Below are 24,068 nucleotides of genomic sequence, written 5' to 3'. Positions count from 1 at the left end.
TTGAATAGCCATTAAAATTAAATATTTGCTAATATAAAAATAATTTTATAATAACTGATGATTACTTATGAGCACGAATTTAATCGCCCATTTAAAAAAGAAATGCGAAGCAGATGACAACGTAAAAATTTTACTTTCACAATGGGAATTTGATCAAAAGCTTGTAAGTAAGGCTTTAGAAAATATTGGTGGCTTCTATCCGCATTTTAGTAATCATAATGCATCACATTCACAGCAAATTTTGGTCAATATTGAACGTCTACTGGGTGATGATATTGAATTACTGACAGCCACTGATGCGTGGCTAATTTTAGAAGCTGCTTATTGGCATGATGTTGGAATGTTGGTTGATGCACAAAATGCTAAAGCAGTTCATACAAACCCTGATTTCAATTTCATGATTCAGACCATAGCAAATGAAAAAGGGCATGATCTTCAAAAATTTTGCCAAGCCTATGTTGAGCAAAATTGGTTATCGGCTGTTGGTACTGAAAGTCACCCTTTTGACGGTATTGAAAAGTATCGTCAATTAGTTGCGGAATGGTTTAGACGTGGGCATGACAAGCGTGTTGGTAAAATTGTAGAAGATCCTTTTAAAGATTTAGGAATAACTTCACCGAGAACTGAACTTTTACCTAATCGAATTTATCGTTACTTAGGGCAAATCTGTGTTTCTCATGGAATGAATTTTGATACTTTGATGGAGACACTTCCCTATAAACAAACTGGTTTGGGTACTGAAGACTGCCATCCAAGATTTATTGGATGTTTGCTTCGTTTAGGTGATTTATTTGATTTGGATGATAATCGTTTTTGCCCCGTCATGGCAAAGCACGTTAGTAATATGCCTTCGGTCAGTAAACATCATCACAATAAGCATTTATCACTTCGAGAGTTTCAACTTGATAAACGAACTGTGAAACTTGTTGCTGAATGCCCTGATGAAATGTCTTATGTTGAAACACAAAATTGGTTTGGCTGGATACGTGAAGAATTTCAAAATCAAATGTCACAATGGAATTTGATTGTACCAAGTTTACAATTTGGTTCACTTCCAACAATTGAGCAGTTAGATGTGAGAATGGAGATAAAATATGAAAATGGGGTTAAAAAAGAAAAACAACTTTTAAATAATAAGCCAATGAAATTTAAGTTAGATGAAAAAAATGCTATGGAGTTATTACAAGGAGCAAACTTGTATAATGATGAATATAGCATATATCGTGAACTGATTCAGAACTCTATTGATGCGACAATGTTAAGAATTTGGCTTGAAGAAGATCAGGAAAAGCTCAAAGAATTGCATCCTTATCACCAAGATTTTTTTAAAATTCTCGAAAAATATCCACTTCAATTAGAAATTAATAGAGTAAAAAATGTTGAAGGAACATTGGATAGCATTTGGGAATTTCAAATCATAGATCAAGGAATTGGGATGAGTATGGTTGATCTTGGCTATATGCAAACTATGGCAGGATCGAGTAAAAATATTCATAAAAAGAAAATTATTAACGAAATGCCAAAATGGATGAGACCGTCAGGTGAGTTTGGTATCGGTTTGCATAGTGCATTTTTACTTACAAAAGATTTACCTATTGAAATGCAGAGTATTAGATTTAATACATATAGTTATTTTACCCATGATAGTTTAGATGTTGAAATGTACTCTCCTTTGGGGGGGAAGCAAGGATATTGTTTTATAACAAAAAATATAGGAAATTATAAAAAAATTGGTACAAGTACGAAATTTTATATTAGATGCAACTTTGATTTAGAGAAAATTGAAAATCTTAGAGATAGTAATTTAATTGATATAGACTCATTTGAAAAAAAATGGGGTGAGTACCAAAAAGAAAAAATATATGAGAAAATTTTAGAAAATGCTCCAGTTTTTACATTAGGATTTCAAAAAAATAATCCATCTGATGTAATTTGGGATGATGAAAAGCAAGTCGCATTTTATCTTAAATCTGAGATTAATTATCATAATGAGGGTAAGCATGCATTTCTATTTAAAGGACAAAACGTATGGATAAATGATTATAGAAATTATAATCTTAATAATTGTAATTATTTTGATTATATGGTTGATCTATATGGTAAAAAAGCTAAAGAAGTTTTAAATATAAGTAGAGATTATTGGAATTTTGAGTTTGAGAATAAGCATGCAGATTATTTAAAAGAACTATTTGAAAAACATATTTCAAAAATTAAAACATTTGAAATTGATCTTTTAAAATTAACTTATTGTGCTGATTATAATATTGATTATGATTTATCTGAGGAATGGAGTACTCAAGTCATAAATGGATATCAAGTACAAGATATTTTAAGCCAAGAAGGATTTTATGTGATTGACTTAAGCAGAAACTCTGAAGATTATCAAATTAAAAAAAATAATCTGATGAAATTATTTAATGATTATATTGTTTTAGAGAGCAAACAATATTTTGATGAAATAATGCTGTATTCTTTGAACAACTTTTGCTGTTTACATAAATATAATATTTATGACTTAAGGTCATCAGAAAACCCATATCGCTATCCTGATACAATTGGCTTTAAATTTTATAGTAAATCTAACGAACCTAATAATAATTATAATGGTTTAGTTTGGGATAAAAGGAATTTATATTATAATTATGAAGAAGATAACAATGTGTTTCAAAGTCTATGGTTGAACCTAAGAAGGCAAAATGCTTATGATATGGAATCTAGCCCTACAATACAGTATTTGAATAATAGTGATGATAAATTGGCTTTATTAAAAGAATTCGAAAAACTTCTCTTTAAGCATCAAGAGTATTTAGATGAGCTAGATATTTTATCTCCTTATCAAAATATAAATAATGATATTACACTTTTAGATTTAGATAAATTAAGCGCCTATGTCGCAAATAGGAAAAATGATTTAGTCAATGTCAAAGAATATAAGGGTTTATATCAGAAATTAATTGTAGAGATTGATAAGTATAAAGAAACCCCGCAATAAGCGGGGTTCTTTTTCTCACGTATTTAAATCTTAAACACGTTCGATAATTGTCGCGATACCTTGACCAAGACCGATACACATGGTCGCAAGACCGATTTGAGTATCTTGTTGTTCCATCACGTTCAACAATGTTGTTGTGATACGCGCACCTGAACAACCCAATGGGTGACCAAGAGCAATCGCACCACCATTCAAGTTGATGATGTCTTGTTTCTCGTAGATGCCTAAGCCTTTCATTACAGATAGACCTTGAGCAGCAAACGCTTCATTTAACTCGATGGTTTGGATGTCATTCATGCTCAAGCCAGCACGTTTAAGCGCTTTTTGAGTTGCTGGAACTGGACCATAACCCATGATTGCAGCATCACAACCTGCAATCGCCATAGAGCGAATCACAGCACGAGGCTTAAGACCAAATGCTTGAGCACGTTCAGCAGACATTAACAACATTGCAGATGCACCATCAGACAATGCAGAAGAAGTCGCAGCTGTTACTGTACCGCCTTTAGGGTCAAATACAGGACGTAATGCTTTGAATGCTTCAAGGTTAGCATCTGGGCGAATCACTTCGTCAACGTCGCAAAGGATTTTGAAACCATTTGCATCATGACCTTCAACACCAACGATTTCGTTTTTGAAACGACCTTCTTGTGTTGCAGCCCAAGCACGACGGTGAGATTCAACGCCAAACGCATCTTGTTCGTCACGCGTAATGCCGTTCATACGACCTAACATTTCAGCAGTTAAGCCCATCATGTTAGATGCTTTAGCATAGTGTTTAGACGCTTCAGGGTTCAAGTCGATACCGTGCATCATCCCAACGTGGCCCATGTGTTCAACACCACCAATGATGAAAACATCACCTTGGTTGGTTGCAATCTGAGCAGCCGCAGTGTGGATCGACTGCATAGAAGAACCACAAAGACGGTTAACCGTTTGACCACCAACAGTCTTTGGTAAATCAGCCAATAACACAATGTTACGGCCAATGTTCATACCTTGTTCAAGCGTCTGGTTTACACAACCCCAGATTACGTCTTCAACTTCGTTTGTATCAAACTGGTTACGAGCAACTAAAGCACGAACCAATTCAGCAGATAAGCTGTCAGCACGTACATTGCGGAACATACCGTTTTTGGTTTTACCCATTGCTGAACGTACACCATCAACGATGACAACGTCACGTGGATTTAAAGTAGCCATTCACGTTGCTCCTTAACCGTAGAATTTTTTGTTGTTAGCAGCCATGTCACGCAACATTTGTGGCGCTTCATAAGCCTTACCTAAGTGTGCGTATTTGTCGCAAAGCGCAACATACTCAGCTACACCTGTTTGGTCGATGTAACGGCATGGACCACCACGGAATGGAGGGAAACCAACACCCATGATCATCGCCATATCTGCTTCAGAAGCAGTATCAACGATGTTGTCTTCTAAGCAACGAACTGTTTCGTTACAGAAAGCAAGCATCATACGATCAATGATTTCTTGTGCATCAAACTCGTGTTTTTCAGTTGTTGCCATAGTTGCAACAAGTTCATACGCAGTTGGATCAACAGTTTTTGCCTTTTTACCTTTACGATCAAGCTCGTACTTGTAGAAACCAACGTCATTCTTTTGACCAAGACGTTTGTTTTCATACATGATTTCGATCGCACCTTTGAAGTCTGGCTTCATGCGGTCTGGGAAACCTTCAGCCATCACTTCTGCGCCATGAACACCTGTATCGATACCAACAACATCGATCAAGTATGCAGGGCCCATAGGCCAACCGAATTTCTCCATGACTTTATCCACTTGTTGGAAGTCAGCGCCATCTTTAAGAAGAAGGTCAAACGCACCAAAGTAAGGGAACAATACACGGTTTACAAGGAAGCCTGGACAGTCGTTAACAACGATTGGTGTTTTACCCATTTTCTGAGCAAGAACCACAGTTGTTGCAATCGCTTCTTCAGATGTTTTTTCACCACGAATCACTTCTACAAGCGGCATCATGTGAACTGGGTTGAAGAAGTGCATACCAACAAAGTTTTCAGGGCGTTGTAGGTTTTCAGCTAAACGAGTGATTGAAATCGTAGATGTATTTGAAGCAATGATCGTGTTGTCACGAACATTTTTCTCAGTTTCAGCAAGTACGATACCCTTAACTTTCGGGTTCTCTGTAACAGCTTCAATCACGATATCCACTTCTTTAAACTCATCGTAGCTTAAAGTAGGACGGATACGCGCAAGAGTTTCACCCATTTTTGCAGGTGTCATCTTCTTACGTTCAACTTGTTTGGTGAGTAAACCATTTGCTTCTTTCATACCCAAAGCAAGTTGCGGATTACCAATATCTTTCATGATAATTGGCGTACCTTTGCTCGCCGCTTGGTAAGCAATACCGCCACCCATGATACCCGCGCCAAGTACAGCAGCTTGGTTTACTGGATGTGCACCTTTTTCATGCTTTTTAGACGCTTTTTTCACAACTTGATCGTTGATGAATAAGCCGATCAATGCACCTGCTTGAGGCGTGATCGCTGCTTTAGCAAAAGCTTCAGCTTCAGCTTTTAATGCGCCGTCACGGTTTAAGCTTACACCTGCTTGAAGTGAATCAAGAAGAAGTTTTGGAGCAGGGTATTGTGCAGGATTTGCTTTCGCAAGAATCACGCCTTTAGAAGAGTTGAACGCCATCATTTGTTCAAGCATGTCTAATTTAACAGGCTCTAATTTTTCTTGACGTTTTGCTTTCCAGTCTAAACGACCAGCAATTGCTTGCTTAACAAGGTCAATTGCAGCAGCTTGTAATTGCTCAGGTGCAACAACAGCATCTACAGCGCCATCTTTTAGCGCGGCATCTGGACGTTTGTTTGCAGAAGTTGCAATCCACTCAACAGCATTGTCGATACCGATTACACGGCTCAAACGAACTGTACCACCGAAACCAGGAATGATCCCAAGTTTAACTTCAGGTAAACCTACAGTTGCAGCCGTAGACATGACACGGTAGTCACATACTAGACACATTTCAAAACCGCCGCCCAATGCAATACCATTGATCGCAGCAACTTTAGGAACCTCTAAATCTTCAAATGCATTGAAAATATCGTGAACAGGCATTGCCCATTCAACAATTGCACTTTCGCCTTGTTTGAAGTTTTCACCGAATTCAGTGATATCCGCGCCGACGATAAATGTAGATTTACCAGAAGTAACGATTAAGCCTTTCACTTCGCTGTTATTTTTTACAGCTTCAATAGCAGCTTTAAAGTCTTCAATCGTTGCACGGTTGAATTTGTTAACCGACTCACCTTGTAAGTCAAAGCGGAATTCTGCAATTCCGTCCGCAAGCATTTGGACGGTAATGGCATTGCCAGCGTGGATCATGCCCTGATCTCCTTTTGTGGAGGACTTCTAAATTGATGTTTTGAAGTGTGTATGCAATTCCCGCACACATTTCGACTTCACTAATCTTACGATAACTATATCTAAAAAGAACATAACAAGTTGTATCAAGCCGTGACGCAAGGGTCATCAATTTTTATGTTGTATGCACCAAATGTATCGTAGCTCAAATGCACTATTCATTTTAAAAATCAGATGAAGTCTATGTTTAATTTGATATTTTAAAATAATGACCTTTTTACTAATGAGGCTGTTTTTATCAATTTCAAGTGACCTCAGGAAAAGTGGGTTTAGTCATTTTGGTCAATATAGAAAAATAATAGGTACAGCTTTATAGAGGAGCGCTTTGTTTTATCTCAGATTGTTAACGATATAAAACACAGAATTTTATCTGATAAATTGGCATTTTTATGGTGGGTTTTGATAGAATTTGAGAAAACTGAGCATTGATAATGGTGCTCAGCGAAATGATTAACCCGAATTCTCCTCTGTCAAAATAAAGAGTGCTGTATGATTAAATGGATCATATTGGCGATTTTTGTGATTTCAGCTTTGTATATCCAAAATCGCGGTAAAGTCCGCCATTCGTTTTATCGTCAATTTTTTGACCATTCTACGATTCTTGCGCCGATTAATTTCCTCATGTATATGTTTTCAAAAGTGCCGAATCAACCTTATATCGACACACAATATTTCAAAGATTTAAAAGTCTTGGATGAAAACTGGGAAATGATTCGTGATGAAGCCAAAGCTTTATATACTCAAGGTGGAATCAAAGCGTCGAGTACTTATGATGATCTAGGCTTTAATTCTTTCTTTAAAACAGGTTGGAAACGTTTTTATCTAAAATGGTATGACTCTGCACATCCTTCAGCTGCTGAATTATGCCCAAAAACCACAGCATTACTTAAAACTTTGCCTACCATTAAAGCGGCAATGTTCACGGAGCTTGCACCTGATAGCCGCTTAGTACGTCATCGTGATCCATATGCAGGTTCATTGCGTTATCATTTAGGACTTTTAACCCCAAATGATGACCGTTGTTTTATCGATGTCGATGGTCAGCGTTATTCATGGCGTGATGGTGAAAGTGTGGTCTTTGATGAAACTTATATTCATTATGCTGAAAACACAACCGATCAAAACCGTATCATTTTCTTTGCTGACGTAGAACGCCCATTAAAAACAAAATTGATGGAACGCTTTAATCATTGGTTTGGTAAAAAAGTGATGACTGCAGCAAGTTCTCCAAATGAGGCGGGTGATCAAACAGGTGGCTTAAATAAAGTCTTTGGTTATGTTTATCAAATTCGTATTAAAGCCAAGGCATTGAAGAAAACCAATCGTCAGCTGTATTACTTCCTAAAATGGTTCTTGATGCTCGGGATTTTCTTCCTGATTTTTATACGACCTTATATGTCACAAATCATTGCTTTTTTTCAAAAGCTATTTTAAAAATTAAAATCACTAAACGCCGCTCAAGGCGTTTTTTTATAACAAATCTTGACTTGAATTTGGGCGTTTATTTTCTTAATTTAAAGTGATAATGGATAAAAGCACTAGGAAAAACACATGTTTAAAAATTTAGCTTCTGAAATGATGGGTACCAGTGACATCGGGACAATTATCGAACCGCAAGATTTTAATAAAACGGATATCGATGATTATATTTTCCATGAAGACAATGAAAAAATCTTCTTCGTAATTAAAAGTAAAACAGATGAGTATTGCTTTACCAATGTTGCTTTTATGCATTTAGATGGTAAAAGTGCAATGAGTAAAAAGCGTACTTTATATCGTTATTTATATAAACATAATTCGATTAAAAATGTACTCTTGGAAACAGCGGGTACTGTAGATTTAGATGTTGAAATTAAGTTTCAGTTAGGCGAGCAACATTTCTCTATTGATATTGATAAAAAGCAAATTGAGAAAATTCGTGATTTGTATAAAGCATTGTTTAGCATTGGTGAAACCTGCAAGGAAATCAACCGTAAGCGTAATATCTTGTTGCAAAGCAATGAAAATGTTCAAAAAATGTTTAATTTGCGTGAGTTAGGCGAACAGGCTATTTTAAATTTACCTGAAATTATTAACCAAACTGCACATCAAGTTGAAGAATATACCAATCAGCGTATTAAAGAGATTGATCACTATGATTTCTCTGAAACTTTTGAGCGTTATTTAAAGAACTAATGGCTTTAAATGATTTTGAATAGAAAAGCGTCCCTAAGGACGCTTTTTTATTGCAAAAATTGGTTTTTTATCGCGAGTATTCTGATTGTAATTTCAGTTAGAATGAATGCAGATTGGGGAAAAATATGCAGAAATTTCATTCTAAAATTGATTGGTGGGTGTTGGGCTTTTTAATTGCGATGACAGGATTACTTGTGCAATTATTACTGACGATGTATGCAAAAGGGACAATGGTTGAATATCCTGAGCATACCACGGTGTATCTGCTCACAATCGCTGTGATTTGGTGGCCTGTTTTAAATACACGTTATTCTATTCAAAATGATACTTTGACGATCCGCTGTATGTTTTTAAAGTGGGTGATTCCATTCAGTGCTATTCAGCAAATTTCGAAAACCAATAACTCAATTTCTTCTCCAGCTTTATCATTAGATCGTTTACAAATTCGTTATTTAAAAGATGGTAAAGCCAAACAAATTTTAGTTTCTCCACGCAATCCGCAACTATTTTGTCAGGCGGTGCAAGGCCAGAATGCTCAAGCTTAATTCACAGAAATATATTTTATGGTGATATTTGCAGTATTCGATGTATGTGCCTAAAGTGGTTGAATGTTTGAAAGCTTGCCTTGATATTTTGAATGAGAACTTGAAAAACAAGGTTAAAGCATTACATCATGTATGCTAACGATAAATCATGAGTAAGTTGTGAACGAAAACGCACGAGAAAATATCGAAAAGATTTTAGCCAATATGACCACACTTCCCGGTGTCTATAAAATGCTGGGGAAAGAGGGTGAGTTACTTTATGTCGGCAAAGCCAAAAATCTTAAAAATCGTGTGTCGAGCTACTTTGTCAAAACCATTGAGCATCCAAAAACACAGGCTTTGGTTGCACGTATTTATAATATAGAAAGCTTAGTCGTTCGTTCAGAAACTGAAGCTTTATTACTTGAACAAAACCTGATTAAGTTACATCGTCCGCCATATAATATTATGTTGCGGGACGATAAATCTTATGTCTATATCTTTGTTTCTGCTGACAAACCTTATCCACGAATTGCCTCGGGGCGTGGTAAGGGTAAACATCAAGTTGGTAAATTCTTTGGCCCTTACCCAAGTGCATATAATGCACGAGATACCTTACTGGTTTTACAAAAATTATTTAATGTACGCCAATGTGAAAATAGTTATTTCTCACAACGTAAACGTCCGTGTTTGCAATACCAAATTAAACGTTGTACTGCACCCTGTGTCGGTTTGATTAGCCAAGAAGCCTATAATGACGATGTACAAAACTCGATTCGTTTTTTAAATGGTGATACCAAAGAGTTGAATCAGGAATTGATTCAAAAAATGGAACAGGCTGCGGAAAATTTAGAATTTGAAAAAGCAGTGTTTTATCGTGATCGAATGGCACTTTTACGCGATGTGCAAGCACAGCAAGCGATTTATAAAGTTAAAGGTGAAGCCGATATTCTGGCCATTGCATATCAAGCAGGCGTGACTTGTGTGCAGATCATGCATGTACGCAATGGCAAAATGCTCGGTGGAAAGAGTTATTTTCCAGATATGTTGGGTGATGATTTAGGGCAAATGCTGTCAGACTTTATGGCGAACTTCTATTTCCAAGTGGCGGATGAAGTGCCAACAGAATTGATCGTAAATGTAGACGTTCCAGATCGAAAACAATTAGAAGAAGCGCTACATCAGCAATTTGAAAAGAAAATTCAAGTTAAACACAGTGTGCGGGAGACTCGTGCAGAGTGGCTTGAATTGGCAGAGATGAATGTACAGCATGCCATCAAAGGAAAGCTCGCTAATCATTTAGAGTTAAATGAACGTTTTCATCAACTTGAGCAAGTCACGGGTCGTCCAATCGATAGTATAGAATGTTTTGATATTTCACATACCATGGGTGAAGCGACGATCGCATCGTGTGTGGTTTTTGATGCGGGCGGTGCACGTAAGCGAGATTATCGTCAATTTGCAATTGATGGAATCACACCGGGGGATGATTATGCGGCTATGCGCCAAGCGCTGACTCGCCGTTATAAAAAAGCCATGCTCCCAGACCTACTGCTGATTGATGGTGGTAAAGGTCAATTACACATGGCAATGGAAGTCATGCAAGAGCTGGGTCTTGAAGCATTTATGGTCGGTGTTTCTAAAGGTGAAGGACGTAAACCCGGACTCGAAACTTTACATTTTACTGATGGGACTAAAATTCAATTACCTGAAGACCATAAAGCCTTACATTTGATCCAGCAGGTACGTGATGAGGCGCATCGTTTTGCGATTACCAAACATCGTGCCAAACGTGATAAACGCCGTGGTGGGTCGGTATTAGAAGCCATTCCCGGATTAGGGCCGAAACGTCGTCGTGATTTACTCACACATTTTGGAGGCATCCAAGGCGTGTTAAAAGCTTCTGAAAATGATTTAAAGCTTGTTCCGGGTTTGGGCGATGTGATGGCAAGAATGATTTATAAAGTATTGCATGAGTAAGATGAATTCTTTTTGAAATATACGTCCAATCGTCAGTGGTGATATTGCCGTATTTTTAAAATTTTTAAATTGAAATGCTCGATAGAGATTCAATTTTTCTGACTGAGGAATTGAAAGATGAAATACCATGCACATGTATTTTTTGAACTTGATCAGATCGCTCAAGCTCAGGAATTACACTTGAGACTTCAGAAAGTATTATCTGATTCAATTACTGTCGGCAGATTGTTATATAAAGCTGTAGGGCCTTTGCCCAAACCGATGTTTCAAATAGAGTTTGAGCAGGTTGAATTAGCGCAAGTAAAGCAAGTTTTAACTCAATTTTTTCATGGATTTTCGATTTTGATTCATCCTCTACTTGAGAATGAATACCTTGCACATACGGAATATGCAGAGTGGGTTGGTACGCCATTAAATTTGAATCTTGAACATTTATAATATCTTAACGAAGGTCATTAGCCGAAGTGCTCATTGACGCTTGAGTCACAGACCATTTTCATCACATTAGAAATATGAAACAGTAGTTCAAAGGATAGGATGTGGGGCAAAGTATGTCATTAGAACAATTATTTCAGCAAATCGAACAGAACGAATGGGTTGATATACCGCAAGGATGGCTGCAAGGCAGAACAATTTTCGGTGGTTTAGTTGCAGGAATGCTGATACAGAAAGCGATTGTAACGATTGCCGATATAGAAAAAAAACTGCTGAGTTGTAGTGTTACGCTTGTTGGACCAGTTGAGCAAAGTAAAGCTCGATTGACGGCTGAAATTTTAAGACAAGGCAAGTCCGTCACGACCATTGAAGTCCGTCTTTGGCAAAATGATGCTGTACAAAGTATTTTGATTGCAAGCTTTGGTAGCCAACGTGAATCCAATATTCAGGTCTCATTAGAGCCGCAAGCACCTGATTTTACATCGATTGATCAAGCCAATATTGTCCCTAAATATTTACCATTTCCAGAGTGTGTTAAAAACTTTCAATTGGCATGGACAGAAGGTAATTATCCAATGTCCGCCAGTAAACAACCTGATTTTGCAGGTTGGTGTCGTTTTGACCCAGCGGAACATGCACATCGGGAAATGACAACTGCTGACCTTTTAACACTCATGGATGTTTGGCCACCGGGTGTGTTGTCGATGTTTCGTAAACCTGCACCTGCCAGTACATTGACATGGCATGTGACATTTATTCATCCTTTACAACAGGATTTAAATGATTGGTTTAAATATAAAGTAATGACAGAATATGCAGCACATGGTTATGCAACTGAACAAGCTTATTTGTGGGATGCGCAAAATCGACTGATTGCAATAGCAAGACAGACAGTTACTGTTTTTGCATAGTCGACAGCTTGTGATGAATCGTATAGAGTATTGACGAAACAGAGTATTACTCTAAATTACATTTTGCCTGAATTTAGGTAGAAAGGGGACTCACTGGGGTGTCTATGACGACAGGTCGTATCCTGAATATTCCAAATATTTTGACGCTAGCTCGTATTGCGTTAATTCCAGTTTTTCTTGTGATTGCGTATTGGCCACCAGCGATTGGCGTTGGTGGGCATGAGGGCAGTATGACGCGTCATATTGTTCTAACAGCAATTTTTGTTGTTGCGGCAATTACAGATTGGTTTGATGGTTATCTTGCACGAACATTAAATCAAACCTCTGCATTTGGGCGGTTTTTGGACCCTGTTGCAGATAAGCTCATGGTCGCAGCTGCATTGATTGTTTTGGTTCAGTGGCAACCGAGTATCGCAATGGCATTTGCTGCAATTGTGATTATTTCACGTGAAATCACTGTTTCTGCTTTGCGTGAGTGGATGGCAGAATTAGGTGCACGTACCAATGTCGCCGTGTCTACTGTTGGAAAATACAAAACAGCATTTCAAATGATTGCAATTACGGTATTTTTATTGAATTGGCAACCACTTGAATTATTGGCTTATGCTTTGCTGTATACAGCGGTTATTTTAACATTATGGTCGATGTTTATTTATTTGAGAGCAGCATGGCCTTATTTAAAACAGCCTTGATATAATTCAAATTTTTAAAGAAAGCCTTTCAAAGAGAAAGGCTTTTTTGTATCTGATCGATCAAAAATTAAAATATTGATTAACGTATCAGGACACATGCTTAATCTTTAGATTATGCTATATTGCGCTTAAATGAAGATCATAAAAATGAACTGAAACGGGACAATTTAGAAAGAGCATACCGTTGTTAGTCGAGCGAAGGAATACACATGGCGTCATTACTCTATTTATCCAATGAAAACTTATATTTATTAGAAGGCAATAAAAGTATTACTGTTCCATGCCAATCTGTGGATCAATATAAAAAGAATTTGTTGGAAATCCAACAACGTAAAGATTGGAAATCTAAAGGTACGGGTGCCCAGTTTATGGGTGCGTATGCTCAACAAGATGAAGTAGATTTACGCTATATCTTTCCATCAGATGCCGTGATAACTACAGATCAAAAAATTATTTATAGTGCATGTTTACAAGAAGGCACGGCTATTAATATTAAGTCATTAACCAATATGCAAGAAGCTGAAGGCTTGGTGCTGCGTAAAAATGATTTTGTGGTTCAAGATATTGCTTATGATGAATCTAAGCGGCGTTTGGCTTTATCCGTCAATACGCAAGGTTTAGAACGTCATATCTGTATTTTGCCTATAGATGAGAATCGTACACAGTATTTAACAGAGGGTGATTGTCAGGATTCCAATCCAATGTTCGATCCGAGAGACTCGATGCAACTGTATTATGACTCTTGTGGGTTAGCTTATGGTGAACATCGGATTGCCTATGGCCCTAAAGAAATTTGTCATTTAAATATGGCAACAGGTGATTTAACAACGATTGTTACTGACCCAAAATTTGATTTCTTTAAACCGAAAATGGACAGTCTAGGTAATTTGTATTTCTTAAAACGTCCTTATTCTAAAGATGGACAGAGCAGTAATTCACCGATAACGTCTTTAAAAGATATTGTTTTTGCACCATTTAAGATTATTCGGGCTATTGTCGGTTGGTTGGATTTCTTTACACAACGCTATACAGGTGAATCGTTAAAAACGACCTCAGGTCATAATCCTGCGAAGACTCAGCAAAAATCTGAGGAAGAATTATTTGTTGAAGGAAATCTGATTAAGGCTCAACAGAATTTGGAGCGTAATAAGAAGGCAGGCGAAAAATATCCGGGAATGATTCCAAACTCTTGGGAACTCATCAAAATGACACCTTCTGGAGATATGACTACATTAAAAAAGGGTGTGATGAGTTTTGCTTTAAAGAATGACTCGATTTTCTTTTCTAATGGTCAATATTTAGTTGAAATTACGCCTGATCAGAATGAAAAGCTATTGGTTGAGGCAAAGTTAATTTCCAAGATTATTTGTTGAGTGATGTCTTATAAATCGTCTATAAAGCAAAGGTATGTTTGCGGCTTATACATTTATTTTTGCTTTTTTAGATAAAATTTGACAAAGAAAATCACTTGTTTCTCTTAAAAAATTCATCCATTGTTTTAGCAAACCCATGTTTAGTTTTGTGTGATGAATCTTGAGTTATTTGAACCAGAAGCGATAGATAATGTATTGCCTTACGATGGGCAAGTCACAGACTATGGCTTAATTTTAGATGCTAAGCAAAGTGATCAATATTTAAAGTATTTTTTGCAACATTTGGCATGGCAACATGATGAAGTGTTTTTGCATGGTCAATACTACAAAACTGAACGTAAAGTGGTGTGGTATGGCGATGAAGATTATCAATATCACTATTCTGGAATGGCTAAACAAGCACATGTTTGGAATCCTGCTTTGTTTCGACTTAAACAACATATCGAAAAATTAACAGGGCATCGCTACAACTCATGTCTTGCCAATTTATATGAGAATGGAACACAAGCAGTGGGTTGGCATAGTGATGATGAACCCGCATTGGTTTCACCTGATCAAGAGGTAGTCGTTGCTTCATTGAGTTTAGGTGTAACACGCAAATTCAGCTTTAAACATAAATGGAAAGCTGAAAAAGTAGATTTATTATTACAAAGCGGACAATTGATTGTGATGCAAGGGCAGACGCAACGTTATTGGAAGCATTGCCTTGCAAAATCCTTAAAAGTTATTGAACCTCGTGTCAATTTAACTTTTCGTCATTTTTATGCTGACGGTTTATAGTGGATAAAGCCGTTCATCAAATTGTTCTAATTTAGGGAAATCGAATGTGGGTAAATTTTCTAAGTTCTGTAAATATTGACGATAATCAATCAGCATTTGCTCACGAGCTTCGTTGGAAATATAAGGTACATGATAGGCAATAAAAGGAGATAAAACCTCAAAACCTACATAGGCCAAAGTACCGCGTTGGATTGGGATCAAAACATTCTCAATTGTCCCATGAATTGCACCTTCGCCAAACATGTGATCACGACCACCTAAAGTAAAACTAAGCATCGCTTTTTTGCCAAGCATTCCACCATGATTATAAAAACGCTTACCGCCATAGAAAATTCCCGATACAAATACACGATCAATCCAACCTTTCAATATTGCAGGAATGGACATCCAATACATTGGGAAATTGAATATAACCAAATCAGCGCGTTGTACTTTCTCAACTTCTTTTTGAATATCAGTCGCTAAGGTCTGATTCTTACAAGCGTGGCGCTGTTCTAAAGCATAATTTAAATAATCGTCTTGTGATAATTCTAAAAAATCAGCACGAGATGCCACCGGATTAAATTTCATCGCATATAAATCTGAAATTTCAACCTGATGTCCCAATTTTTGTAGTTCATCTACGGCTGTATTTTTGAGTGCAGTTGTAAATGAAAGTGGTTCAGGATGTGCATGTACAATCAGAATATTCATAAGTTTCAACTCTCCTTAGCTTTTCAATGTTGTTTTTCATCGTTGAATTATTGGTGAAAGAAGCACGTTCGGCAATTACCAAAAAATTCTTTTAAATGTCTAAAGAGTGAATAAATGATATTGAGATGATTCTGTAATTTATAGCTTTTTAAATTTTATAGCTAAAGCAAAATAAAGATTTGATAAGACAACTTTATGGTTCGAATTCTTCATTTTTATTATCGTTGTCATCATAAAAAATGCCAGTCACTTTTTAAACTGACTGGCATTACTCTGAGTAGAAATTATCTTCGAAAAAATAATCGCTATATATCATGTGCTGCTGGAGAACATAATCATAGTATGAGAATGTTCTGTAATTTACAATCGTGAAAATTGTAAGTTTTTGTTTGGATTATCAAAGATCTTAAAAGATTTTTGCGCTGGTACTAATTTTAGAAAGTTGATCATTTTCAGAAAGTGCTTGATAACGTTTTTCAATCTGGGCTGCTGAGTCTTCTAAGGTTTCAATCAATTTCTGCAAATTGACATATTCAAAACGGTTTTTTGAAGCCAATACAGTCAGTGCCAATGGCGCTTCTTTACTTGAGAATTTCACAGGAATTGATAAACCAGAAACATTTGGATCAAGTTCGCCTTGAGAAAAATAATAACCTTGTTTTTTAATCTTCTTCATTTTATTCACAAAAGTTTCTTCATCTTCTGCAAAACCAACTTTGGCCAGTTGAGTTTGGAAACGGGTGTAATAATTGTGAATATTTTGTTTAGACAGATGCGCCATAATTGCTTTAGGAGATGAGCCTATATAAACAGGGCGTGGGCAGCCACGACCATAAGTTAGCAAAGTTTCATCGCGATACACTTCATGGTGAATATCAATACAATAATCATCATTCAAATGTGTCAGTAAACAACAAAGTTCAGTCCGTTCAGAGATTTCCTGCATGAAAGGTTTACTGATTTGTACCAATGGATCTGTTGTTCTAGAAATATAATCCATGACCGCGATTTTAGGGCCAAGCGTGTAATCACCTGAAGTTCCGCTCAAGCGCTGTAAAATATCGGCTGAAACCAGTTCTTTTAGATAACGATAGCTGGTGGGTTTGGATAATCCCAACTCTTCACAAATCACATCCACATTGATGACAGGGCGAGAGACTGAAAATAAGTCTAATACAGTAAGAATTTTGCCAAAACTAGAAAGAGCCATGAATGACCTACTCAATAAGTGAGAATCAAAAAATAAAAGCTAATGTTACGTTATAACAAATTGTTCAAGAAAAATCAGCGTAATTTGTATCGTAATTAAAGATTGTTTAAAAGTGAGCAACTGAAATGACACTTTAAGAAAGTTTGCTAAGTTTATTCATATGATGTTGATTGAAATTCACAATATTATCAAATTAAGATATTTTGATTGACTAAATGTGTTTTTCTTGCAAGAATTAACTAATAGAATATTCAATGGTGAAATTCGTTTTTTGAAATATCAACATCAATTGAAGCTATTCTCTTCTCAAAAGTTGTACTTGGAACAACGCTTTGTAGTGTTCTCAAATCTATAATTTATTGTTTTTTGAAAATTAATCTCACTGTTTCTATGTTAAATGGTGCGTTTTTTTTGATCGTGTAGAAAAGACCGTGTGTGCTGCGCTTCTCTTGAGTGATTCAACAGATATTGCCTTTATTCTCGATAAAAATAGATTGGAAATTAAGTAGATATATTGAGAAGAGGTCAACATCATCAAGAATATAGCGAGCCGCTTTCATGTTATTAATCAAACCACTATTGGCTTTTAGACCCAATAAATTGGATTGGATTTTTGCGACAAAAACATTTATCGCAGGCATGTTAGCGCTATATATCGCATTTGAACTCAATTTAAGCTATCCGATTTGGGCTATAGGTACGGTCTTCGTCATTGCCAATCCTTATTCAGGCATGACTGCATCAAAAAGTATTTATCGCTTATTCGGAACTTTATTTGGTGCGATTTTTGCGGTTGCCGTGATGCCTTTTTTAATCAATACACCATGGTTATTTAGCTTTGTTTTGGCCACATGGGTAGGTGTTTGTTTATATATTTCCTTGATTGATCGATCGCCACGAAGTTATGTGGTGATGTTGGCAGGCTATACTGCTGTTATTATTTGTTTTAACTCAATTTATTATATCGATACTGTTTCTATTTTCGATATGGCTTTGGGACGATTTATAGAAATCTCTCTAGGTGTTGTGTGTAGTGCGGTGGTGACAGCAACGATTTTCCCAATGCATTTAGGGCCTGTTGTACAAATGCGTGTAACGAAGACTTTGCAAGACACGAAACAGGTCTTCGATTCAATTTTATCTGACCCTAAACATTTAGAAAATTACACTCAATTACTTGCGGGAATTACACGAGATACTTCTGATATTCACACTATGGCTGTGCATTTGAGTTATGAGAAGTCTAAATTTAAAGGCATGACCAAACCGCTTCAAGAGTTACTACATCAAGTCACCATGTTGGTGGCTAATTTAGTTGCTATGTCAGAAAGAATTAAGCAACTTGATCAGATCGATCTGAATTATCGGCAGCATCTTCAACGGCTTTACACTGACGTTGACTGTTTTTTAGATGATGAAAATGTAATTGATGAAAATGAGCTTAGACATTTACCAGAGAAATTTGATCACATTTTTCAAATTATTACCCAACATGCAACATCTGAGCAGCAGGTGATTTTAGGTAGTTTGAAAATGGATATTCGCCATTTTATTCTAAATACGCGTGCTGTGAAGTTGATTTGGCAGCGTATTCAAGCTGGAGATAATACTTTACCTCAAGTTATTGCGCCATTAACCACAACTTATCCAAGTTTACATCGTGATTATGGTGTCGCAGTACGAGGTGGCCTGTCTGCATTTATAACCATCATTATTGCATGTACTGTCTGGATTTTTAGTGGATGGAAAACAGGCTTCATGTTGGCTGAAATGGCCGCAATAAGTGCCTGTGTTCTGACTTTTTTAGATGACCCTGTACCTGGGCTTAAGATTTTTGTTCGTGCCAGTATTTACGGTTCAATTTTAGTCTTTATCTATGCATACGGCATTTTTCCTCATGTCACTACGTTTTGGGAACTGATGGTGGTCTTAGCACCATTTATTATGTTCTGCGTCATGTTGTATTCATACCCGCCATTAAACGTACTTGGACTGGCTTTGATTATGACGACTGTTATGGGTTTGGGCTTGCAAAATCGCTATGCCTTAGATCAAATCGCTTATTTTGATTCTTCGATCAGTATTATTTGTGGACCAATCATTTCTGTGTTTGTCGTGCATGTTGTTCGTTCTATGTCTCCAGATATTACGGTACAACGTATATTGGCAAGACACTATAAAGCCATGCGAGAAACCATAGAAATGCCCTATGGTATTGGTTTTAAAATTCATCTACGCAGTATGTTGGATCGTATAGGTGTACTTAATATGAAGCTTGTGCAGTCTGAGCAATTAAAAATAGAAATTAACAATGCATTGATTGAGTCGAGTGCAGCGATTGATCTCACTCGACTACAAGAACTGGTGCAAAAGCTGTCTTTGGAATCTCCAGTGAGGCATTCGATTGTGGAATTACAAAAATTATTAAAACAATGGTTGATACAACGCGAAGAAAATTTGTCCAATGAACCATTAGTATCATCATTACTTTATATGTTTGATCAAGTTGTTGCTGATGCTCAGTCTGTCGGTGATGTGGACATTCGTCAGCGCGTAGAAATTTCAGTCAATAATATTCGGAATAGTATCTGCCACCAATATATTGGGCTTTATTCAGATTCAGTAACTTTGGTCGGAGCATAAAATGGGTGAGTTTAATATTTATGGTGTCTATGTTCCTGTATTTCTCATTCAAGCCATTCTGGCATATATCTCGTTTAAAATCATTGTGATTGGCTTAGATCGATTGGCTGAAAAGGACTGGATTATTTTTCCTGCGATTTTTAATTTGTGTGTGTATTTGATTTTATTGTGCTGTATGCATTGGTTATTTATTGGCTTAGGGCTGTAAGTTCAATTTTTAAATTTGATGAATGAATAGGTAAATCATGAAAACGTTTGATATACGCAAAGCAATACGACCACTCGGTTTTGCTGTTGTATTACTGATCGCGGTACTCTGTATTGTCCATGTTTGGAATTATTATAATGCTGAACCTTGGACGCGAGATGGTCGTATACGTGGTGATGTGATTCAAGTCTCTTCTGATATTGCAGGCTTGGTGACTGAGGTATTGGTTCAGGATAATCAAACCGTGAAAAAAGGGCAGGTACTTTTTAAAGTTGATTTAGCTCGCCAAGCTTTAGATGTTGAACAAGCAAAGTCAGATTTAGCCAAAGCCAAATCTGGATTGGTTGAAGCGGAAGCAGCTTTAGCTCAAGCCAAAGCCAATGTGATTAAGTCGCAAGCGAATATAAATTTGGCAGATAAAAATGCTAAGCGTTATTCAGATTTGATGGAGGGTGCAATTTCAAAACAAGAGCAAGATCAAGTGCTTGCTCAGCGTGATCAATCTCATGCAGAACATCAACAGCTTGAAGCTGCAATCCAACAGGCTGAAGCCAATATTCAACAGCAAAAAGCATTGATCGAAGCTGCAAGCAGCAGTGTACATTTAGCACAGTTAAATATGAATCGAGCAGAGGTGCTTGCACCTGCCGATGGTACGCTTTCAAACTTTGATATGCGCGCAGGGAACTACGTCAAAGTTGGACAAGCCGTGGCTGCTTTATTAGACCGAAAACAGCTTTATGTCGTCGGTTATTTTGAAGAAACCAAACTGAATAAAATTCATTTAAATGACCCTGCAACCGTTCAGTTAATGGGAGATTCATTTAAATATCAAGGTCATGTTCAAGGGATTGCATCTGGTATTGAAGATCGTGAACGGACGACATCATCAGGTTTATTGGCGAATGTAAATCCAACCTTCAGTTGGGTGCGTTTAGCACAGCGTGTGCCTGTTAAAATTGTTTTGGATGAAATTCCACACGATTCTTTAGCCTTTGTCGCGGGGCGTACTGCGACAGTACATATTTTAGAGCGTAACAAATAATCAGTCTAAATATCTATTTTGCTCGTCTAGAGCCTTATTTATTATTTCATCAATTGTTCTATTAAATGTTAACCCATCGAAAGATGGTTTTTTATAAAAATTGCAATGATTGTGTTTTTAAGCCTTATTGGCTATTGATTAGGGTGTAATGCCTTCAGGGCTTCGATACCAGCTTTCAATGAATAAAGCCGCTGCAATACTGTCAGCTGCTAATTTTTTAGCACGCCCTTGAGCTTGATAACTTTCCAACTCGTCACGTGCTTCACGGGTTGTTAAGCGTTCATCGACCATCAAGGTTTCAATATTGGTTTGATGGCGTAAGCGTCGTGCGAATTTTCGTGCACGAGTTGATAATTCAGATTCTGAATCATCCATATTCAAAGGCAAACCGACTAAAAATAAACTGGGTTGATGCTGTTTAACAACTTTTAGTAGATTATCCCAATTCGGGATGCCGTCTTTCATTGGAAAAAGTGCCAAAGGCGTTGCACTTTGTATAAGCGATGAACCCACCGCCATCCCCATTTTTTGTGTACCAAAGTCAAAAGCGATAATGAGTTGCGGTGTTGTTAAATCAGGCATGTCCAATCTCAGAAGATAACCAAGTACGATCAATCCCTATTTTACGGTATGCGGCATCCCAACGGTCGGTATAGGGTAAATTAAAGACCAAATCCATATCAGAATCACAAATTAACCAGTCGCCTTTGGAAATTTCCTCTTCGAGCTGATTCTTGGACCAGCTTGCGTAGCCTAAAGCGATTTGATAACGGTCTACGCCTTCATTATGTGCAATCGCATCTAAAATATCTTTACTGGTGGTAATACACAGGTTTTCACCGACAGCAATTGAAGAATGCCACGTTGGTTGTCCTGTATGTAGTACAAAACCAGCTTCTGGGCGTAGTGGACCACCTTGCAATACTTCATGTGGGTTGACATGATCAGCTGCTATTTCTAAATCATTGAGCAGTTCTTTGACCTGAATTCCAGCAGGGCGATTGATAATAATGCCTTGAGCGCCGTCTTCATCATGCCGAGCAATATAAATCACGGTATTTGCAAAAAAATCATCTGCTAAATCAGGTGGAGCGATTAAACAGCGATGTGAAAGATATTGTTTGGTCACCTATGGACTGCTCCTACGCTTCATATATTCAGTATTTGAGTGTTAATGTTATGTAGATTGTCTTGTTTAAATTTCAACATACTAGACAAATCGATATTCACCAAATGATTTTTGGGTAAATATTTCAAGGTGAATATCGTCATATTCAAGCTTTTTACTGAAATTTCAATTGGCGGAGTTGTTTTGCATGTTGCAAAGTGGTCTCACTAATTTCGACACCACCCGTCATTCTTGCTAACTCTAAGATACGGCTATCTTCCGCTAATTCAATAATGGTACTGCTTGCAGGATCTGTTTGCTGTTTCTTAACCAATAAATGTTGATCAGATTGAGCCGCAACTTGAGCTTGGTGAGTAATACACAAAATTTGTACATGCTGCCCTAAGCCTGCCAATAGACGACCGACAATTTCAGCCGTTCCGCCACTGATCCCGACATCAATTTCATCGAAAACTAAAACTTCAGCTTCGGTTTTTTCAGCATTCATCACTTGCATGACTAAGGCGATTCGAGACAATTCACCACCCGAGGCTACACGAGCCAAAGGCTGTGCGGGTATGCCTTTATTGGCTGTAAATAATAACTGAATGAAACTTAAGCCTTCACCAGAAACTTGTTCTAAAGGCTCAAATTTAAATTCAAAATGCGCTTCTGGCAGTGCGAGTTGTTTCACTTGTTCTGTGAGGTGTTTTGCCAAAGGTAATGCAGCTTCACGACGAATATGATCTAAATGTTGTGCCTTTTCTAAAAAGGTTTGATGCGAAATTTCAACTTGCTCAGCCAACGTTTCAGGATCTTCAAGTTGGTGTAGCTGTACTAATTCAGTTTGCCAAGTTTCAAACTGTTGTTTGAGTTCATCAGGTTGAATACGATACTTACGTGCTAAACGATGGAAAGTTTCTAATTGAGTATTCAACTCATCCATGCGCTCAGGATCGAAACTTTGGCGGTCAATGAATTGGCGTAAATTCGCTGCTGCATCATCTATTTCACTTTGTGCATTCACGAGTGAATTGTAAATTTCTGCTAGCTGTTCGCTACGCCCAGCATGTGATTCTAAACGACGAATAATTGATGATATTTCTTGAGTGATGTTTTGTTCCGATTCATCTAAAACATTCAAGCTATAACTACAATCTTGCATAATATGTTCATGGTGACTTAAACGATCAAACTCTTGTTCAATCTCTTTGTAGTCAATACGAATCACATCTTCTAATTCTTCAATTTGTAACTCTAAGGTTTCAATACGTTGTAAACGATTGGCTTGTGCATCTATTGCGGCTTGGTGTGAACGTATGTTTTTCTGCCAAGTATTGAAGGTATCTCGGACTTCTTGGGCAGGTTGATAGAAATTACTATAACGATCTAACCAATGTTTAGGATAAGGTGGCTCTAATAATTGTTGTTGGCTGTGCTGACTATAAAGTTGAACCAGTAAGCGTCCAATTTCTTTCAGTTCAGCAAGGCTGCTTGGCCGTCCGTTAATCCATGCCTTACTACGACCTGTTGCAAAAATAACACGTCGTAAATGAATTTCCCCTGATTCATCATCAAGCTCGTGCGTTTTAAGCCATTCAGCTTCAGGGCTATCAGCCTGATAGCTAAAAACAGCGGTTACATCTGCTTTTTCTGCACCATAACGAACATAGTTGGTATCTGTACGCTCACCTAAACAAGCCGATAAAGCATCTAAGAGTAATGATTTACCAGCACCTGTTTCCCCAGTTAAAACGTTAAAACCTTGCTCTATATCAATTGCAAGATTATCAGCCAAAGCAAAATTCATTAAGTTTAAGTGTGTCAGCATAAACGCATCCAAGCTGCGAACGATGAGGTTCTAAGATAGTGAAGTTTTGTTTTTGTCACA

At 37.2% G+C, this 24,068-nt stretch carries 20 protein-coding genes; 13 read left to right on the top strand and 7 right to left on the bottom strand.

The window, feature by feature from the left end; all coding sequences use genetic code 11:
• Positions 1–67: 67 nt before the first annotated feature.
• Complete coding sequence (locus CDA10_RS12560) at positions 68–2,992, top strand: HD domain-containing protein (RefSeq protein WP_089605936.1); 2,925 nt, start codon at positions 68–70, stop codon at positions 2,990–2,992.
• A gap of 30 nt (positions 2,993–3,022) precedes the next feature.
• On the opposite strand, the gene fadA is transcribed toward CDA10_RS12560, so the two are convergent.
• Both fadA and fadB read right to left on the bottom strand, forming a co-directional pair.
• Positions 3,023–4,195: an acetyl-CoA C-acyltransferase FadA gene (fadA, locus tag CDA10_RS12555; protein WP_089605935.1), complete on the bottom strand. Its 1,173-nt coding sequence runs from the start codon at positions 4,193–4,195 to the stop codon at positions 3,023–3,025.
• Positions 4,196–4,207: 12 nt separating this feature from the next.
• Positions 4,208–6,361 (bottom strand): fatty acid oxidation complex subunit alpha FadB, encoded by a 2,154-nt coding sequence (fadB, locus tag CDA10_RS12550; protein ID WP_089605934.1) that lies wholly within the window; start codon positions 6,359–6,361, stop codon positions 4,208–4,210.
• Between the two features lie 528 nt (positions 6,362–6,889).
• Here fadB and lpxO point away from each other — a divergent pair.
• From lpxO to CDA10_RS12505, 9 genes are all read left to right on the top strand, one after another.
• Positions 6,890–7,834 (top strand): lipid A hydroxylase LpxO, encoded by a 945-nt coding sequence (lpxO, locus tag CDA10_RS12545; protein ID WP_089605933.1) that lies wholly within the window; start codon positions 6,890–6,892, stop codon positions 7,832–7,834.
• A 117-nt stretch (positions 7,835–7,951) separates the two neighbouring features.
• The gene (locus CDA10_RS12540) at positions 7,952–8,575 is read left to right on the top strand and encodes a PH domain-containing protein (protein ID WP_089605932.1); all 624 of its coding nucleotides are present in this window, start codon (positions 7,952–7,954) and stop codon (positions 8,573–8,575) included.
• Between the two features lie 125 nt (positions 8,576–8,700).
• Entirely contained in the window at positions 8,701–9,120 is a 420-nt protein-coding gene (locus CDA10_RS12535) for a PH domain-containing protein (RefSeq protein WP_089605931.1), read from the top strand.
• 159 nt (positions 9,121–9,279) lie between these two features.
• A complete protein-coding gene (uvrC, locus tag CDA10_RS12530) occupies positions 9,280–11,079 on the top strand; it encodes an excinuclease ABC subunit UvrC (RefSeq protein ID WP_089605930.1) in 1,800 nt (599 codons plus the stop codon).
• Between the two features lie 117 nt (positions 11,080–11,196).
• Positions 11,197–11,517 (top strand): DOPA 4,5-dioxygenase family protein, encoded by a 321-nt coding sequence (locus tag CDA10_RS12525; RefSeq protein WP_089605929.1) that lies wholly within the window; start codon positions 11,197–11,199, stop codon positions 11,515–11,517.
• 113 nt (positions 11,518–11,630) lie between these two features.
• A complete protein-coding gene (locus tag CDA10_RS12520; RefSeq protein ID WP_089605928.1) occupies positions 11,631–12,425 on the top strand; it encodes a thioesterase family protein in 795 nt (264 codons plus the stop codon).
• A 104-nt stretch (positions 12,426–12,529) separates the two neighbouring features.
• The gene (gene pgsA / locus CDA10_RS12515; RefSeq protein ID WP_089605927.1) at positions 12,530–13,117 is read left to right on the top strand and encodes a CDP-diacylglycerol--glycerol-3-phosphate 3-phosphatidyltransferase; all 588 of its coding nucleotides are present in this window, start codon (positions 12,530–12,532) and stop codon (positions 13,115–13,117) included.
• A 209-nt stretch (positions 13,118–13,326) separates the two neighbouring features.
• Positions 13,327–14,490: a hypothetical protein gene (locus tag CDA10_RS12510; RefSeq protein WP_089605926.1), complete on the top strand. Its 1,164-nt coding sequence runs from the start codon at positions 13,327–13,329 to the stop codon at positions 14,488–14,490.
• A gap of 153 nt (positions 14,491–14,643) precedes the next feature.
• Positions 14,644–15,270, top strand: a complete 627-nt coding sequence (locus tag CDA10_RS12505) for an alpha-ketoglutarate-dependent dioxygenase AlkB family protein (protein WP_089605925.1) — start codon at positions 14,644–14,646, stop codon at positions 15,268–15,270.
• On the opposite strand, the gene CDA10_RS12500 is transcribed toward CDA10_RS12505, so the two are convergent.
• Complete coding sequence (locus CDA10_RS12500; protein ID WP_089605924.1) at positions 15,265–15,963, bottom strand: NAD(P)H-dependent oxidoreductase; 699 nt, start codon at positions 15,961–15,963, stop codon at positions 15,265–15,267. The genes CDA10_RS12505 and CDA10_RS12500 overlap by 6 nt on opposite strands.
• A gap of 406 nt (positions 15,964–16,369) precedes the next feature.
• Positions 16,370–17,173 carry an IclR family transcriptional regulator gene (locus tag CDA10_RS12495; RefSeq protein ID WP_089605923.1) on the bottom strand — a complete coding sequence of 268 codons (804 nt, stop codon included), beginning with the start codon at positions 17,171–17,173 and terminating at the stop codon, positions 16,370–16,372.
• A 558-nt stretch (positions 17,174–17,731) separates the two neighbouring features.
• Between CDA10_RS12495 and CDA10_RS12490 the strand changes: the two genes are divergently transcribed.
• Genes CDA10_RS12490 through CDA10_RS12480 form a run of 3 tightly spaced genes read left to right on the top strand, consistent with a single transcriptional unit; the run spans position 17,732 to position 21,069 of the window.
• Entirely contained in the window at positions 17,732–19,816 is a 2,085-nt protein-coding gene (locus tag CDA10_RS12490) for an FUSC family protein (protein ID WP_089605922.1), read from the top strand.
• A 1-nt stretch (position 19,817) separates the two neighbouring features.
• Positions 19,818–20,024, top strand: a complete 207-nt coding sequence (locus tag CDA10_RS12485; RefSeq protein WP_089605921.1) for a DUF1656 domain-containing protein — start codon at positions 19,818–19,820, stop codon at positions 20,022–20,024.
• Positions 20,025–20,061: 37 nt separating this feature from the next.
• Positions 20,062–21,069, top strand: a complete 1,008-nt coding sequence (locus tag CDA10_RS12480; protein ID WP_089605920.1) for an HlyD family secretion protein — start codon at positions 20,062–20,064, stop codon at positions 21,067–21,069.
• A gap of 138 nt (positions 21,070–21,207) precedes the next feature.
• Here the strand turns inward: CDA10_RS12480 and ruvX are convergent, their stop codons facing one another.
• From ruvX to recN, 3 genes are all read right to left on the bottom strand, one after another.
• Positions 21,208–21,651, bottom strand: coding sequence for a Holliday junction resolvase RuvX (gene ruvX / locus CDA10_RS12475; protein ID WP_089605919.1), 444 nt, complete (start codon positions 21,649–21,651; stop codon positions 21,208–21,210).
• Entirely contained in the window at positions 21,644–22,198 is a 555-nt protein-coding gene (locus CDA10_RS12470; protein WP_089605918.1) for a YqgE/AlgH family protein, read from the bottom strand. The genes ruvX and CDA10_RS12470 overlap by 8 nt, the downstream gene beginning before the upstream one ends.
• Before the next feature lie 154 nt (positions 22,199–22,352).
• A complete protein-coding gene (gene recN / locus CDA10_RS12465) occupies positions 22,353–24,008 on the bottom strand; it encodes a DNA repair protein RecN (RefSeq protein ID WP_089605917.1) in 1,656 nt (551 codons plus the stop codon).
• Positions 24,009–24,068: the final 60 nt, after the last annotated feature.

The organism is Acinetobacter piscicola (assembly GCF_002233755.1).
Lineage (GTDB): Bacteria > Pseudomonadota > Gammaproteobacteria > Pseudomonadales > Moraxellaceae > Acinetobacter > Acinetobacter piscicola.
The sequence above is the reverse complement of the archived record's forward strand: the minus strand, read 5'-3'. Positions and strand labels throughout refer to the sequence as shown.